We start from the raw sequence: 15,987 nt of genomic DNA, 5'->3' as shown, positions 1-15,987 counted from the left end.
TCCGCTCACTCCCTGATTAATTATTTGCCCAGGCTTCCGGCAGAATGAACCCGGCATATTTCTCTTGTCCCGTGATGTATTCCTCGAACTCCTTGGATTCATACGCAGACTTCAGATCTTTGGCCCAAGGGGTCTCAGCATCCTTTTGGTTCACCGATACGATGATTCTATGCTGCATAGGCGTGTTCTCAATCTTAAGGGCGTCTGTAATCTTCCGGTCTGGAGCATTGGCAATGTAGTTCCCGTTAACCACACCATAATCCACATCCTGCAGCGAGACCAGAATCTGCGCCGGGTCCAGCACCTTAAGTTCAATCTTGAACTTGTCCGGCTCGACACTGTTCACATTGAAGTCCGCTACACCGGCACCCTCTTTGATTTTGACCCAGCCCAGTTCCTCCAGGATACGCAGTGCCCGCTCCTGATTGACCGGATCATTCGGAACCGCTACAGTAGTGCCGTCCTTCACATCGTCAAGCGTGGTATGATTTACGGAATATAGACCTTGCGGCGCACCCGGAACATACGCAATCCCTACCATATCTGCTCCGATTTCTTCATTGATAGCTTCCATGTAGGCTGTACTCTGGAAGATACTCGCGTCAATCGAGCCTTCCTTCATCGCCGGGTTAACCTGCATATTCTGGGAGAAGGTTTTGATATCTACAGTATAGCCTTTTCCCTCCAGAATGGGCAGAATCGACTGGCGGAACTGCTCTTCATACGTGCCCACACCGAATCCGACTGTAATTTCTTTCTTGTCCCCGGAGCTTGCCGCTTCCTTATTGTTGCCGCAAGCCGCCAGCACCGCCATTGCACTAATCAGCATTACTATCCATATTTTTTTCATAACCATCATCTCCTATTTGAGTACTGTGTTTTTGAAATGCACTAATGCCTCGTCTGTAACTGTCAGCGGAATAGCACAATTGGGCGACAGAATAAACGGCTGATTCTTCATCCTTGCCAGTGCTTCCTTGGCCTGCTGTTCAATCTGCGGCACGTTATTTCCTGCAAACAGCCCATGGTCCACTCCGCCTACCTTCGTGGCCTTGAGCTCTGCTTCGAGTCCGGGATTTCCTTCGGCTATCGTATCCCAGCTGATCCCGTCAATACGGTAATCATTGAATCGCTCAGGCTGGGCATAGGCACCGCAGGTATGTAAAATATTCTTGCCATAGCTGGCAGCCTCCAGCACTATGGAATCATAAGGTCTCGACAGCTCATCGAACATCGCCTCATCGAATAGTCCGGGATGTGCTGTGCCTGTCACCGCATAGAACAAACCATCTGATCCCGCCTGGCGCAGCTCCTGCACATAATCCGCCAGGGTTAAGGCAATGACATGCAGCGCATGATGCGCAGCGGCCCGGTGCTCCTTGAACAGCGAGTCCAGCGTCACCGGCTGCTCAATCCCGAATACGGTCTTGGTAACATAAGCAGAACGCCCCACGAGGAACAGTAGTACCGTCAGCGGTGAGAATACCGTCTGGATCAGCGGTGTATCCGGCAAGCCCCGGCGGATCTTCCGCACGGCCTCCAGATGCTCCAGCAGCGAAGCGGTCCCGGCTGCCTTTTTCACTTCCAGATCCCAGAGATTCCTGGCTTCCGGAATAACCGTAGTCAGCTGTCTCGGAAATACCGTCTGATAATCGGCGAAGTCGTACTGATTCCCCCAGGCTTCCGCCAGATAGGTCGCTCTCGGGTTGATCTTCACCCAGTCCCAATCATATGTCTCCGTAAAAGAAATCGTTGACTGTGCCAAATCCTCTGCGTTCTGCTCCTTGTCAATAAAGTGACGCCATCCGCTGATGATCGGGCGATCCGCAAGTTCTCCGGATAATATCGCCTGAAAACGATCCTGCTTGCTCCATACACTCATCTGCCGTTCCTCTTTTCTATAGGTGATAGTCTAATAGCGGCGAATTTTACGGGCCAAGGTGTTGCCTAACGATTGAATGCCCTGCACCAGAATAATGAGAATAATGACGGTAGCAACCATGACCACCTTGTCGAAACGCTGATAGCCATACACAATGGCCAAATCACCGACCCCGCCGCCGCCTACGGTGCCTGCCATCGCTGTTGCCCCGATTAACCCGATCGTCGCAGTGGTCAGGGAGAGAATCAGCGAGCCTATCGCTTCCGGCAGCAGGAAATACCATATGACCTGTAACGGAGTAGCGCCCATGGCTTCAGCAGCCTCCAGAATGCCCGGATTCACTTCCAGCAGGGAGTTCTCTACCAGCCGTGCGATATAAGGTGCGATATAGATAATAAGCGGAACAATTGCCGCACTCGTCCCAATCGAAGTATGAACAATTGCTCTTGTTACCGGAATAATAGCAACCAGTAATATAATGAACGGAAGCGAACGGATGATGTTGATCACCGGATTAAGCACGGTATAGAGCCCTTTATTCTCCAGCACCCCGCCTGGACGGGTAATGACAAGGAGGATGCCCAGCGGAACGCCCAGCAGCGAACCTACGAATAGCGATACGCCCACCATCTGAATCGTCTCGATAATAGCCTTAAGAAATTGCTCACTTGTGATTGATGTCGAGAACATAGGACTTCACCTCCTCTATCCGTACCTCATGCTTGTTCATATAATCCAGAGCCGCTTCAATCTGGGACGGGTCACCCTGCAATTGAACGATAATCGTACCCAGGGTTGTCTCTTGAATCTCCGTCGTATTCGCAAACAGAATATTCACCTTGACTCCATAGGACCGGATAATCTCATACAGAACAGGCTCCGAGGCGCTCTCTCCGGCAAAATTCAGTTTATAGAGCTGGCTTCCATGCTCTGCCTTGAGTGTTCTGCGGACGCTTGTGGTCATGCTGTTCTGAATGACAGTCTTCACGAAATTCTGCGTAGTCTCATGCTTGGGCTGGCCGAACACATCCAGTACGCTCCCCTGCTCGATAATCCGTCCCTCTTCCATAACGGCTACCTTGTTGCAGATCTCCTGAATCACCGACATCTCATGCGTGATGATCATTACCGTAATGTTGTATTCCGCATTGATTCGTTTGAGCAGCTGCAGAATGGACCGGGTAGTCTGGGGATCGAGTGCAGATGTGGCTTCGTCGCACAATAGAATGGAGGGGTTCGAGGCAAGCGCCCTGGCAATCCCGACCCGCTGCTTCTGCCCGCCTGACAGCTCACTCGGATAACTTCCGGCCTTGTCACTTAATCCGACAAATTCAAGCAGCTCCTGAACCCGCTTGCGGATCTCAGCTTTGTTCTTCTTCAGCAGCACGAGCGGGATCGCCACATTGTCGAACACCTTTTTCGATTCCAGCAGGTTAAAATGCTGAAAAATCATGCCGATGTTTTTCTTGGCTGCCCGCAGCTCTTTGTCGCTGTACGCGCCCAGATCATGCCCTTCTACCAGCACCTGTCCCTCCGAGGGACGTTCCAGGTAATTGACCAGGCGGATTAACGTGCTTTTTCCGGCACCGCTGTAGCCGATGACACCGAAGATATCACCTTTCTCCACCTTCAGGCTGATTCCCTTCAGAGCTTCAATCTTCACCTCTTTGCGGGTGAAGGTCTTGTACACATCCCGTAATTCAATCATGGTTGTTCCCCTCAATCATCTGGTAAATTTAGGATTCAGGATTCAAGCTTGTGCCTGCAGCCTCGCAAGCGCTTGTTCTGCAAGTGCAGCGAAATACTTGGCAGCGGGCAGGATGGCCGCCTCATCCACATCAAAGCGGGGATGATGCAGCGGATGGTTCGGGCCGGCTCCAATATTCACAAAAGCCCCCGGTATCTGCTGTAAATAATATGCGAAATCCTCTCCGCCCATCTGCGGCGGAATATCATGTACCTCATAGCCTGCATGTGCAGCGACCTCTTTGGTGAAGTCAGCCCATTCCTCATGATTAATGGTTGCCGGAGGGCCGGGATACCAATGAAGCTTCGCCTCCGCCCCGGCTGCTGCGGCAATGCCTTCAATGATCCGGGTCATTTGGGCTGGAATGCTGCTGCGGATATCCTCATTGTAGGTGCGTACCGTTCCTTCAAGCTCCACCTTCTCCGGGAGCACATTCCAGGTGAAACCTCCGTTGATTCGGGTCACACTTAACACCACCGGCTCCAGCGTATTATTTTGGCGGCTGACTACGGTTTGCAGCATGGTAATGATCTGCGCGGCAGTGACTATGGTGTCCACCCCTTTTTCGGGAGTGGCTGCGTGAGCACCGACACCTTTTACCGTAATCTCAAAGCGGTCTACACCAGCCGTTAATGGCCCCGTTCTTGTGCCGAACGCTCCGGCCCGCAGCTCCGGTGAATTATGTATACCGAATATGGCTTCAACCCCGTTCAGTCCGCCGGATGCCAGCACACCCTCTGCACCGTGTCCCGTCTCTTCCGCCGGCTGGAACAATATTCTGACCTTGCCCGGTAGCTCCTCCTCGCGCTGCTTCAGCAGGATGGCAGCCCCCAGAATGACGGCGGTGTGGAAGTCATGGCCACAGGCGTGCATTTTTCCGGGAATCTCTGAGGCATACGGCAGTCCTGTCTGCTCCTCAATCGGCAGTGCATCAATATCACAGCGGATCGCTACAATGCTCCCGCTCCCTTGTCCAATCTCCGCAATAAGTCCGGTCTCCAAGGGAAGGTCCAGGATCGCTATCCCCTCTTCGGTCAGCCATCTGCGCAGCTTCTCAGTCGTTCTGAACTCTTCATAGCTAAGCTCCGGTTCGCGGTGCAGGTTCCTCCGTACTTCCGTTAGCCGTGCTGCCAAAGCCTCTTCCCTCTCCTGCTGTGGTTCCATAAGTCTGCTCCCCCTCCGTTACGTTTGTTCAATTCCCCGAATCCGCTCGAGTGCAGTAGACAGACTGCTTAGGATATGCTCCCGCATGGCTTGTTCTGCGCCGTCCTCATCTCTGGCTACAATCCTCTGCAGAATGGCCAGATGTTCTTCATCCGCCTGTGTATTCCAGTCCCCGTGCAGAGAGACATAACGGCAATACCGGAGGGAACGGTCTCTTAATTGATTCAGCACCTTCTCAAAGGTCTTCAGCGTGCTGATCTCCGATAAGTAATCATGGAATTCAAAACCATAGGATACTACATCCTGCTTGTCCCCCATCTGAAAAGAGTGCTTCAGTTGCTCCAGAATCAGCGTTAACCGCTGAATATCCCGGGCCGTAGCATTTCTGGCTGCGCTTCTGGCCGTATGGCCTTCAAGCATGCTGCGGATCAGGAAGATTTCTTCCACCTCTGTAATCGTTAGCGGAGCTACACGCAGCCTGCCGTTAGGCTGGCGCACCAGGAAATCCTCATTCTCCAGCCGCTGGATGGCCTCTCTTAACGGAGTACGGCTGACGCCGAGGAGTGCTGCCAGATTCTCTTCATTGACCGCTTGATCCGGCTCCAGCTCGCTGTCTATTATTTTTTGCTTGAGTGCATAGTAAGTATTATCCTTCGACAATCTTCTTGAGCGCATTTCCATACCGTTGATTGCTCCTCGCCATTCGTTTGCGGGTCGCCCGAATATTTGTATAATTGTATACAATTTAAATTTAAGCTGAAAGATGAAAGTTTCCTGTGGAAATCTTTCTCGTGAATCAAGCTTTTTTCATACTATAATCCTATTAATCCCACTAGTCAAGTGTGTTTTATAGGGGAATTGAATTTTGACACAAAACTGACTTTTTAAAAGGCTTTCATGCGTCCTTTCGGCAAAAAAGCGCAGGCTTCACGAATATTACTTCGTAAAGGCTGCGCTTATCTCAGTCATTCCGTATAGGGTTTTTTTTCATTTTACATAATCCCAAATACGATTTCATCCTCTGACTCCGCCTTCTTAAAAGAGTGGTTATAGGGTCCGAACCTAAATTGAAGTTCTGAAATATCGTCAGGTAAGGGCGGGGTTACTACATATTTATAAGAGGCATGATCAGAACTGCTTGCACCACTTGTCATTCTGGAATCGTATTGTTCGTTAATGAATAGTTCATAGTGGGTATGCTGATGAGAATTGGGTACATTGTCCGGTTGCTCGTCCCAATCTATATTAAGGACCAGAACACTTGCATTGCTATATTGTCTTAAGGAAGTTAGGGTATAGAAACGCTCGTCTTTCTCAACAGACCTCAGGATTTCAATATGTTTTCTAAATCCCGAGGGTTCAACCCTGGGTTTAAATTGTTTCTCATTCATCATAGTCGCAAATAACACTTTCAAGAAGTCTTCATAGAGTTCAAACGTCTCTGACCATTCAGAAATATACTCAAACGGAGGATAACCCGGATTATCATCCGAGACGTCCTTCCTCTGCTGGATCAAAGAACAAATTTCTTTATCAATCTCGACGATTCGTTCATCATAATGCTCTGTGGGGCGTTCAAAGGGTAACAGTCTCATTCTTGCCCTCCTCATAGTGTAAGCATAAACATCTCTATTGAATTTTAACATATATTGGTTTGATCAACAAAAAACCTCCTAACGCGTATAGTTTGCACCATACACCATTAGGAGGTTACGAAAGCCGCAATCCGCGTTGATTAAATCAACTATTTACATCAACGGAGACATTCCCATCATCTCAGCGTTTAGCAAGGCTCCGCCGCCGGATTGCCTGCTTCTTCCTTCGTACGGAAAGATGATCCGCAACCACAGGTTGCCGAGGCATTCGGGTTGTTGATGGTGAAGCCGCCGGTCATGCCGGATTCCTCGAAGTCGATCTCCAGGCCGTTGAGGTAACGGAGGTCGTCTTTGCTGACGACTACCTTCAGACCTTCAACGTCCATGTATACGTCCTGCTCGCTCTCGCTGTCATCGAAGCCCATCGCGTAGGAGAAGCCGCTGCAGCCCCCGGCGGTTACGCCCAGGCGGAGGAACATATTAGGCACTTCCTGCTCAGCCAGCATCGTCTTCAATTGGCCTGCTGCTGTTTCACTTATGTTAATCATAATGATAACCTCCCAAGAATGAATTAGTTTGTTTATCAATCAGCCTTCCGGCTTCAAGTTAAGAACGGAGTGGCGAAGCTTATTATGAATATGATGTAAATCATTTGCTGCGCCTCATAAATTCAGTATACTCCACTATTCTTCTGCCCTCAAGTCGCAAACTCTCCGCTGATATGCAATTTATACCGCAAGCCCTGCGGTTTCTGGCGGTTGCTCCCCCTCAAGTAGAGGTTTATAATAAGAAAAGCGATAAACGAGTGTATTTTCAAAAAAATTCGGAAATTTGTCACGGGGTTGCAGCAAACCTCTATTTGTAATGCCGGCTGCCCTGCCGGCCATTCTACGATACACAATTATGCGATGCAGCTGCTTCGCCAACCTTCAGGAGGAAATTATATGTCTACCCTTATAACACCCCACACGGATGCCCGGATGGCGAACATCATTGAGAAGGTTCGCGGCGGAGAACGATTGAATTTGGAAGACGGCGTTTATTTATATGAGAGCAACGATTTATTGACGATTGGGCAACTGGCCAATGAAGTTAATCAGCGAAAAAACGGGAATAAAGTCTATTTTATTGAGAATATGAGCCTCTATTTCACCAACGTCTGCGAATCCCGCTGTGCATTCTGCAATTTCCGCAAGGATGAAGGCGAAGAAGGGGCTTATACCCTTTCCGGTCAGGAAATGGTGCAATATGTCGAGCAGCATATTCATCCCGGCGTGCGCGAGTTCCATATTGTCGGCGGTCATAATGATAATGTGCCCTTCCAGTACTATGTTGATTCGCTTTCGGCCTTGAACGAGCGCTTCCCGGAGGTCACCCTCAAGGCTTACACTGCGGCAGAAATCGACTTCTTCACTCGCATCAGCGGACTCAGTATCCGTGAAGTGCTGGAGCAGCTGCGCGCCGCCGGATTGAAGACCCTTACCGGTGGGGGAGCAGAGATCTTGTCCGACCAGTACCGCAAAAAAATGCGCGTAGATAAGGCCAACGTCGAGGAGTATCTCGAAGTGCACCGGACGGCTCATCATCTCGGCATGAAGACACACACCACCATGCTGTACGGGTCCATTGAGTCCCGCGAGGACCGCATCCGTCATATGCTGCAAATTCGTGATCTGCAGGACGAAACCGGCGGATTCATGGTCTTCATTCCGCTGTCCATGCAGCCCAAGAACAAGAATGCCGGCATTATGCGCCGCAACTCTGCTTACGAGGACTTGAAGACCATTGCGGTCAGCCGGCTGATGCTGGATAATTTCGACCATATCAAGGCCTACTTCATTAATATCGGGGCCCAGTTGACCCAGGTAGCCCTTAGCTTCGGAGCCTCTGACGTACACGGCACGATCCTTAAGGAACGGATCAGCCATGCTGCCGGTGCACTGACACCCGAGGGTCTGACCCGGGAAGAGCTGATCTGGCTCGTGAAGGGCGCCGGACGGATTCCGGTAGAGCGGGATACCTTCTACAACGAGATCAAAGTATACGAATAAACGAATATCAGCACTGTCATTCGCAGAACTGCCTTGTCTATTTTTGTATCCGAAAGGAAGATCAGTTCGCATGAGAACGTTACTTGTCCTGGGCGGCGGCTACGGCGGTCTTGCCCTCATTCAGCAATTGCTTAATAACCATCTCCCGCATGATGTGGAGATCGTCCTGGTAGACCGGATGCCCTATCAGGGGATCAAGACCGAATATTATGCACTGGCCGCAGGTACCGTCACGGATTATCATCTGCGGATTCAATTTCCGGTTCACCCCCGCCTGACCGTACGTTACGGGGAAGTGGGCTCCATTCATTTGGACAGCCGGATGATCTTCCTCGACTCCGGGGAGCCGATATCCTATGATATTCTGGCGATTGCCCTCGGTTGTACGGATAATTTCCACAACATACCTGGCGCCCAAGAGTATGCTTGCAGTATTCAGAGCTTCGCAGGAACCCGGGAAACCTACCGCCGGCTGAACGATGTGAAGCCTTATGGAACGGTCAACATTGTGGGCGGAGGATTAAGCGGTGTAGAGATTGCTTCAGAGCTAAGGGAGAGCCGGCCCGACCTGAACATCTCCATTATGGACCGGGGAGAACGCATATTGTCTTCTTTCCCGGCCAAGCTGTCTGCCTATGTGGAGGAGTGGTTCAATGAGCATCAGGTGGAGACGATGGGCCGGGTATCCGTCTCACATGTAGAAAAGGATGCCATCTTCAATGGCACCCAGGCGATTCCTGCTGATGTAACGGTATGGACTGCCGGAATTCAGCCTGTGCAGGTCGTGCAGCAGCTTGAACTTCCCAAAGACCGCGGAGGACGGCTTATTGTCGGGAAATATTATAATATAGCCGATTATCCGGAGGTCTATGTGATCGGGGACTGTGCCAGCCTGCCCTTCGCACCCAGTGCACAGGCAGCGGGCGCCCAAGGAGAACAGGTGGGACAGATTATTCAGGCGTTATGGCGCAATGAAACGCCGAAGCTGCATAAGATCAGGCTCAAGGGAACCCTTGGGTCACTGGGTAAAAACGCAGGCTTCGGCCTGATGGGCCGCCGCTCCGTCATGGGCCGCGTTCCGCGCCTGCTGAAGAGCGGCGTCCTGTGGATGTCCAAGCGCCATTTCGGTTAGGTACCTGACGGGTCCTGGTACAATCCCGGCTTAATCAATCTCAAGGTTGTCCCAGGCCTCTGCTTCCTGAATAGCGGCTTCAATGGCCGCTTCCAGTGCGGCAGGGGAATCGGCTTCAATAATCTCCCCGTCCACCATAACGAACGGCTGCATGTAACATTCGCCACAGTTATTCAGACAGCCATATTCAACCACATCATATTCGGGGTTTTGTTCCAGCTTAAGCTTGAGGGCTTCCGTGCCATGTCCGATGTTGCTGGCACAAAATTCTATAATTGGTCTCATGATGATCTCCCTATTCTGCACTAACCATTTTATTTTTTAAGTTTTTGTACTATAATAAACATACGAAAGGAGTGATTGAGAAATGAGTGAGAACGTACAAAGCGCAACCATGTATGATGAAGTACTGGAAGTGCTCGATAAACTTCGTCCGTTCCTGCAGCGCGATGGCGGTGACGTGGAACTGATTGATGTTGAAGACGGCATCGTCAAGTTGAAACTTATGGGTGCATGCGGCAGTTGCCCAAGCTCCACGATCACGCTTAAAGCCGGGATCGAACGCGCCCTCGTTGAAGAAGTAGAAGGCGTGGAAGAAGTTATTCAAGTATTCTAATCCCGTTTCATAAACCGTCCCGGCCTTCCGATGAAGGCCGGGATTTTTTTATTATATTAAATTTTACATTTCGGATCAACCTTAATTCATAGCGGATGGAACTAATTCCAGCATATGGACTGCCTGTCTCTGCAAAAAAAACCAGAGATGCCGGCAGCCATTTCCGGCCGCCCGGACATCTCCGGTCATCAGTCTTCGTTATATTGCCTTAGTCTCAAGCTTAGAATGCCGGGATAATGGCACCTTCGTATTTCTCTTCGATGAAGGCTTTGGCTTCTGCAGAGTTCAGGGCTGCTGCCAGCTTCTTGATCGCATCGGAATCCTTATTGTCAGGACGGGCTACCAGCAGGTTGGCATACGGGGAATCCCCGCCTTCGATGAACAAAGCATCCTTTGTTGGAACCAGACCGGCATCCAGAGCAAAGTTCGTATTAATCAGCGCCAGATCTACTTCCTCCAACTGACGTGGCAGCATGGCAGCATCCAGCTCAATGATATCCAGCTTCTTAGGGTTCTCAGTGATATCTGCTTTGGTGGAAGCAATGTTAGTGTCGTCCTTCAAGGTGATCAGGCCATTCTTGGCCAGCAGAATCAGTGCGCGTCCTCCGTTAGTAGCATCATTCGGGATCGCTACCTTGGCACCTTCAGCCAATTCGTCGATGGATTTGATCTTCTTGGAATAGGCGCCGAAGGGTTCAACATGAACTGCGGTTACAGATACAAGATCCGTGCCGTTCTTGGTATTCTGATCATCCAGATAAGGCTTGTGCTGGAAGAAGTTCGCATCGAGCTGCTTCTCGGCAAGTTGTGTATTAGGAAGAATATAATCTGTGAATTCTTTGATTTCGAGCTTAATGCCTTGGGCTTCAAGCAGCGGGGCAATCGCTTTGAGGATTTCCGCATGCGGTACAGGAGAAGCTCCAATGACCAGGGTTACCGGGTCCGCAGCAGGCGCAGTAGTGGGTTCAGCCGCTGCCGCTTCTGTCGGTGCGGTTGTTGCCGGAGCATTGTTCGCAGTTTTATTGTTTCCGCAGGCTGCAATCACCAATATCAAGGTCAAGCTGAAGAATGTAAGCAGTACTTTTTTCATCTGTAAATCCCCCTCTAATCAGTATGGTTTGTATGAATAAGGCTCTATATGGATGTACCTTATTTCCGTGTAAAATGTCTAACCAGCCGGTCACCGGCCATTTGCAGCAGCTGCACCAGAATCACCATCAGAGCTACCGCGATAATCATGACTTCCTTCTCATAACGATAGTAGCCGTAGCGGATGGCCAGGTCACCCAGACCGCCGCCGCCGATCATCCCCGACATTGCGGTATAGGAGACAAGCGTAACTATGGTGATGGTAACTCCGGCAAGCAGGCCTGGACGAGCCTCGGGCAGCAGTACACGCATAACAATCTGGCCCGTGGAGGCTCCCATACCCTGCGCCGCTTCAATGATTCCCCGGTCCACCTCACGCAGCGCCGTTTCAACCAGCCTCGCGAAGAAGGGAGCCGCGCCGATCACCAGTGCCGGAATCGTTCCAAGTACACCTATAGAGGTGCCCATAATGGATTTGCTTAATGGAATCAGCGCCACCATCAGAATGATAAACGGAACAGACCGCAGGATATTTACAATGAATGACAATACCGAGTAAACAGCCCTGATAATAACGTTATTTGATTTGCCCCATAAATATAACACAATTCCGAGTGGTAAACCAAGGATTATTGTAAATATTCCTGAAATAGCGATCATTTTAAGCGTGGCAATCGTCGCATCAAGCATTTCATCCCAATTGATACCGCTAAAATCCAATCCGCCCATTACGAAATCACCTCCACATCAAGGCCCTGGGCCGTAAGCTCAGTAAGCGTGACTTGAACAGCATCGGCAGGTCCTTCGAACCTGACGATTAACTGCCCGTAAGGAACGTCCTTGATCGTCGAAATGGTTCCGTGGAGAATGGCGAAATGAACACCGGTTCCCTGAACCACTTGGGAGAGTGTGGACTCATATGTCTTATGTCCGAGAAAAGTAATCTTGACCGCCTGTGTATACCCTGTATGCACAGCGTCAATCGCTTCCCGGAGTGGTCCTTCGGACTGGGTTTCACTGCGGATGAATTCTTTCGTAACCTCATGCTTCGGTTTCAGAAATACCTGAGCCACTTCGCCCTGTTCCACAATTCCGCCGCCATGGATAACCGCAACGCGGTCGCAGATGCTCTGAATGACATGCATCTCATGGGTGATCAGTACGATGGTGAGATTGAACTTGGTATTGATATCCATAAGCAGACGCAGAATGGAGTCTGTTGTCTGCGGATCAAGCGCCGAGGTCGCTTCATCGCATAACAGAACGTCAGGATCACTTGCCAGCGCCCTTGCTATACCGACACGCTGCTTCTGGCCGCCTGATAACTCCGCCGGATACTTGTTCCAATGCTCTTCCAGCCCGACGAGGAACAGCAGTTCTTTCACCTTGCGCTCTATCTCAGCTCCCTCCGTTCCGGCCAGCCGCAGCGGAAAAGCGATATTATTATACACCGTTGCCGAGGAGAGGAGATTGAAGTGCTGAAAGATCATTCCGATCTTACGCCGCTGCACCTGCAGCTGGTGCTTGCGGAGTGCCGTCAGCTCCACACCGTCTACCCAGACCTCGCCCTGAGTCGGGCGTTCCAGCAGATTAATGCAGCGGATCAGCGTGCTTTTGCCCGCCCCGGAGTGGCCGATCACCCCGAAGATCTCCCCCTTCTTAATCGACAGGCTCAGCGCAGAGAGTGCTGTCGCTTGCTTGCTCCCTTTACCGTATACTTTGGTCAAATTCTTCAACTCTATCAATCGTCCCGTCCTCCTTCTTACTATCCTGATCTTATAACCAAAAAAGCCCCCTACGATCCATGCAGATCGCAAGAGGCCTGTGTGTATAATGACAATGCCTTCTCATCTGCCAAATACCACACATCTGGCGGCATTGTAGGAATTAGCACCATGACATTTGGATGCAGCCCTTACGCTGGATTCAAACCGGTTGCCGGGCTTCATCGGGCCTATCCCTCCGCCGCTCTCGATAAGATAAAAAGTATGAAATTTATATATTCCGTTTCATGTCAGAAGTGAATGTATGCCTAAGTATATTCAGTTTCCGGTTTTTTGTCAAAGGTAAGTTTTTACGAATCAGCTTGTCCGGATTTCAGGCTGGGAGCGGCTTTGTTCTTGTGCCATTGCTCATTACCGTACCTGAATGCGGCAGCCAGGGATTTGCATACCATCTCCAGGCTCTGCTTCAAATCCTCCAGATGACTGTCGAGATCCTCCAGGCGAATCTTGTCATGCAGCCCCTGATGACGCTGCCAGAGATCGTCGGTCATCTCCGCATTCATGTAATGGATCTCGGCATTGCGCCGTTTGCGCAGATTCTCCACCGGTTCACGGTAGGAATTCTTGATTCGCTCCAGCTCATCCGCCAGCGGGTTATGCGCCCTAAGCAGCTGAAATTGCCGCAGTACCGTGAAATAAGAGAAGTGTGTCTTAACCTTGCCCGTATCCAGATGGTACAGACTATTCAGTACCGTCCCCAGCTTGTCGAGTAGCGAGAAGACACGGATGAAGCCATTTTTATAAAAATACACATATCTGGCGTACTCCCCCTGCTCCATGGACGACATGTCATCCATATAACCGGCAACCACTGACTTCCGGTAAAAGGCAGCAGCGAACCAGCTCTGCTCCAGCTCGTCCAGGGAAGAGATCAGACCGCGTGTCCATATTTCCAGCTTGCGGAATTCATGGTCCCGGTCTTCATGGGCAATCATCTCCTTGCGCAGCATGGAGGCAGCCTTCGCCATGTGTTCCATGGCTTCAGCCAGCACCCCGCTGTTCTCGCGCGGAGGCTCTCCCAGCAATATCCGCAGCATATTCGGCCTCCTTAACGTTTTGCGGAAGATCCGCTTCTTCGATTAATACTTGTGAGCAATCCTATGCCTGAGGGAAATAACGGTGCCAGTTGCGGTCCACCCGTTCTGCAATATCCTCCCGCGGAGCCAGCTCCTCCGGGTATCCCGGCTTCATTCTGGCATCTATAATGAGCGGCAGCGAATAGCTGAAGCCACCGCGCTGCACCTGGGCCGCCGAATAGATATCGTCGGCCGGATTGAAACGGGTGAATACCGTCCATAAGAATGAGGTCTGCGTGCGGACCGCTTCTTCCGCATGATCCACCAGAACAATCAGCGGCCATGCGGTCTCCTGCTCCTTGAAGTAAGACACCAGTCTGTCCGGCAGCTCCGGGTCCTCTTCATAGGATGCACCGGAAACGGCTAAACATCCTCCGCAATAAGGCACAGCGGCGGTGATTGATGGAAGCAGGCCCTCTGTGTACGTCCTTGGGAGCTGGCGGACCGGGCTTCCGATGCCGGCCATCACAGCTTTGCTGCCATGATTCAGCTTGCGTCCGGTGTAGTCCAGCGTATCCATCGAGGTATTGGCGAAGATCGTTAAGTCTGTCTGCGGGTTGAACCGCTCCAGCACCGTCTCCAGCAGCTTGGGGAAATCGGTAAGCTCCACCGGCACATTCGTCAAAAGCAGGAATTTGGTTAAAGAGAGCTGGCCTTCCCCCAGGATGCGAAAAGCAGACACCATATACTCGCGCGGATAACTTTCCCTGACGACTGCTGCAGTCAGCGAATGCGAGCCGGATTCCGAATAAGACCACAACGCTTTTACGGAAGGGATCAGCAGAGGATAGGCCGGAGACAGCAGCCGCTGTAAATAATCCTTCAGATAATAATCCTCCTGGCGCGGCTTGCCGGTAATCGTCGCCGGATAGATGGCATCCTTGCGGTGCCACATCCGCTGGACATGCATAACCGGGAAATCATGCTGCATCGAATAATAACCAAAGGGGCTGCCGTACGGCCCTTCCGCTCTCCGCTCCAGCGGGGATACCCGTCCACGGATCGAGAATTCCGCCTCGGCTGGAATCCTGTGCCCTCCGAGTGGGTCCTGTACCATAGGGAGCTTGCCGCCCAGCATGAACGATGCCAGCAGCAGCTCGGGAATCCGTTCCGAGACCGGAGCCACGGCGGCAGCAATCAGGGCAGGCGGTCCGCCGATGAAGACCGACACGGGCAGGGTCTCCCCGAGAAGCTCTGCCTGCGAATGATGGAATCCGCCTCCCTTATGAATCTGCCAGTGGATGCCGGTGGTGCTGTCATCGTATATCTGAATCCGGTACATTCCGAGATTATGATCTTTGGGGTTGGTTATATTCTCTGTGTAGACCAGAGGAAGTGTAATGAATGACCCGCCATCCTTTGGCCAGGCTGTAATCCGGGGCAGCTCCTTCAGCGGATCATTGCTGCGGCAGACCCCGAGTACCGGGGCTTCGCCTTGCGGTATATTTTTGGTGCCTGCCCTCAGCAGTTCAAGCAGCACCGTCTTCTCCCGCCACAGGCCTGCTGCTGAAGGCGGAATCAGAATCTCCATTGCTGATGTCAGTGACTTCAGCAGTTGCTCCGGCCGGGTCCCGAAGGCCTTGTTCACTCTCCGGACCGTACCGAACAGATTCGTAGCCACCGGAAACGGCGTTCCTTGCACATTCGTGAACAGCAGGGCCGGTCCTTCCTCCTGTACCACCCGGCGGTGAATTTCGGCAAGCTCCAGATGCGGATCAACCGGAGTCTCAATCACTGCGAGATCCTTATCTCTGCGGAGCTGCTCAATCCATTGTCGTAAATTACTGTATCGCACTATAGCGTTCCTCCTCAAACAGGACCTTATGCTGACCTGTCCCCCGTTGCCGTGTG

At 51.4% G+C, this 15,987-nt stretch carries 17 protein-coding genes and 1 riboswitch; of the genes, 3 read left to right on the top strand and 14 right to left on the bottom strand.

Annotated features, from left to right (window positions below):
• Nucleotides 1-16: 16 nt before the first annotated feature.
• From HQN87_RS10190 to HQN87_RS10155, 8 genes are all read right to left on the bottom strand, one after another.
• Nucleotides 17-850, bottom strand: coding sequence for a MetQ/NlpA family ABC transporter substrate-binding protein (locus HQN87_RS10190; RefSeq protein WP_173131732.1), 834 nt, complete (start codon nucleotides 848-850; stop codon nucleotides 17-19).
• Nucleotides 851-862: 12 nt separating this feature from the next.
• On the bottom strand, nucleotides 863-1,882 hold the full coding sequence (locus HQN87_RS10185; RefSeq protein ID WP_173131729.1) for a uroporphyrinogen decarboxylase family protein: 1,020 nt from the start codon (nucleotides 1,880-1,882) through the stop codon (nucleotides 863-865).
• Between the two features lie 30 nt (nucleotides 1,883-1,912).
• The gene (locus HQN87_RS10180; protein ID WP_173131726.1) at nucleotides 1,913-2,572 is read right to left on the bottom strand and encodes a methionine ABC transporter permease; all 660 of its coding nucleotides are present in this window, start codon (nucleotides 2,570-2,572) and stop codon (nucleotides 1,913-1,915) included.
• The gene (locus tag HQN87_RS10175) at nucleotides 2,547-3,590 is read right to left on the bottom strand and encodes a methionine ABC transporter ATP-binding protein (RefSeq protein WP_173131722.1); all 1,044 of its coding nucleotides are present in this window, start codon (nucleotides 3,588-3,590) and stop codon (nucleotides 2,547-2,549) included. Before HQN87_RS10175 ends, HQN87_RS10180 begins: the two co-directional genes overlap by 26 nt.
• Nucleotides 3,591-3,632: 42 nt before the next feature.
• On the bottom strand, nucleotides 3,633-4,793 hold the full coding sequence (locus HQN87_RS10170; RefSeq protein ID WP_173131719.1) for an amidohydrolase: 1,161 nt from the start codon (nucleotides 4,791-4,793) through the stop codon (nucleotides 3,633-3,635).
• A gap of 18 nt (nucleotides 4,794-4,811) precedes the next feature.
• A complete protein-coding gene (locus HQN87_RS10165) occupies nucleotides 4,812-5,474 on the bottom strand; it encodes a GntR family transcriptional regulator (protein ID WP_173131716.1) in 663 nt (220 codons plus the stop codon).
• A gap of 311 nt (nucleotides 5,475-5,785) precedes the next feature.
• Nucleotides 5,786-6,388 carry a hypothetical protein gene (locus HQN87_RS10160; RefSeq protein WP_173131713.1) on the bottom strand — a complete coding sequence of 201 codons (603 nt, stop codon included), beginning with the start codon at nucleotides 6,386-6,388 and terminating at the stop codon, nucleotides 5,786-5,788.
• Between the two features lie 188 nt (nucleotides 6,389-6,576).
• Nucleotides 6,577-6,936 carry a HesB/IscA family protein gene (locus HQN87_RS10155; protein ID WP_173131710.1) on the bottom strand — a complete coding sequence of 120 codons (360 nt, stop codon included), beginning with the start codon at nucleotides 6,934-6,936 and terminating at the stop codon, nucleotides 6,577-6,579.
• A 396-nt stretch (nucleotides 6,937-7,332) separates the two neighbouring features.
• Between HQN87_RS10155 and mqnE the strand changes: the two genes are divergently transcribed.
• Both mqnE and HQN87_RS10145 read left to right on the top strand, forming a co-directional pair.
• Nucleotides 7,333-8,439 carry an aminofutalosine synthase MqnE gene (gene mqnE / locus HQN87_RS10150; RefSeq protein ID WP_173131706.1) on the top strand — a complete coding sequence of 369 codons (1,107 nt, stop codon included), beginning with the start codon at nucleotides 7,333-7,335 and terminating at the stop codon, nucleotides 8,437-8,439.
• Between the two features lie 70 nt (nucleotides 8,440-8,509).
• Complete coding sequence (locus HQN87_RS10145) at nucleotides 8,510-9,571, top strand: NAD(P)/FAD-dependent oxidoreductase (RefSeq protein WP_173131703.1); 1,062 nt, start codon at nucleotides 8,510-8,512, stop codon at nucleotides 9,569-9,571.
• Nucleotides 9,572-9,601: 30 nt separating this feature from the next.
• Here the strand turns inward: HQN87_RS10145 and HQN87_RS10140 are convergent, their stop codons facing one another.
• Nucleotides 9,602-9,856, bottom strand: a complete 255-nt coding sequence (locus tag HQN87_RS10140) for a YuzB family protein (RefSeq protein ID WP_173131700.1) — start codon at nucleotides 9,854-9,856, stop codon at nucleotides 9,602-9,604.
• An 82-nt stretch (nucleotides 9,857-9,938) separates the two neighbouring features.
• Here HQN87_RS10140 and HQN87_RS10135 point away from each other — a divergent pair, with 82 nt between their 5' ends.
• Complete coding sequence (locus HQN87_RS10135; RefSeq protein ID WP_039307240.1) at nucleotides 9,939-10,187, top strand: NifU family protein; 249 nt, start codon at nucleotides 9,939-9,941, stop codon at nucleotides 10,185-10,187.
• 220 nt (nucleotides 10,188-10,407) lie between these two features.
• On the opposite strand, the gene HQN87_RS10130 is transcribed toward HQN87_RS10135, so the two are convergent.
• From HQN87_RS10130 to HQN87_RS10110, 5 genes are all read right to left on the bottom strand, one after another.
• Complete coding sequence (locus HQN87_RS10130) at nucleotides 10,408-11,277, bottom strand: MetQ/NlpA family ABC transporter substrate-binding protein (RefSeq protein ID WP_173131696.1); 870 nt, start codon at nucleotides 11,275-11,277, stop codon at nucleotides 10,408-10,410.
• Between the two features lie 59 nt (nucleotides 11,278-11,336).
• Nucleotides 11,337-12,005, bottom strand: coding sequence for a methionine ABC transporter permease (locus HQN87_RS10125; RefSeq protein ID WP_173131693.1), 669 nt, complete (start codon nucleotides 12,003-12,005; stop codon nucleotides 11,337-11,339).
• Nucleotides 12,005-13,021, bottom strand: a complete 1,017-nt coding sequence (locus tag HQN87_RS10120) for a methionine ABC transporter ATP-binding protein (protein WP_173131690.1) — start codon at nucleotides 13,019-13,021, stop codon at nucleotides 12,005-12,007. The genes HQN87_RS10125 and HQN87_RS10120 overlap by 1 nt, the downstream gene beginning before the upstream one ends.
• Before the next feature lie 99 nt (nucleotides 13,022-13,120).
• Nucleotides 13,121-13,257, bottom strand: a riboswitch (SAM riboswitch).
• A 93-nt stretch (nucleotides 13,258-13,350) separates the two neighbouring features.
• Nucleotides 13,351-14,097 carry a Cthe_2314 family HEPN domain-containing protein gene (locus HQN87_RS10115; RefSeq protein ID WP_173131687.1) on the bottom strand — a complete coding sequence of 249 codons (747 nt, stop codon included), beginning with the start codon at nucleotides 14,095-14,097 and terminating at the stop codon, nucleotides 13,351-13,353.
• 61 nt (nucleotides 14,098-14,158) lie between these two features.
• Complete coding sequence (locus HQN87_RS10110) at nucleotides 14,159-15,931, bottom strand: UbiD family decarboxylase (protein WP_173131684.1); 1,773 nt, start codon at nucleotides 15,929-15,931, stop codon at nucleotides 14,159-14,161.
• Nucleotides 15,932-15,987 lie beyond the last annotated feature (56 nt).

Source organism: Paenibacillus tritici (genome assembly GCF_013204885.1).
Lineage (GTDB): Bacteria > Bacillota > Bacilli > Paenibacillales > Paenibacillaceae > Paenibacillus_AQ > Paenibacillus_AQ tritici.
Note: the sequence above shows the minus strand (reverse complement) of the source record. Positions and strands in the feature narration are given on the sequence as shown.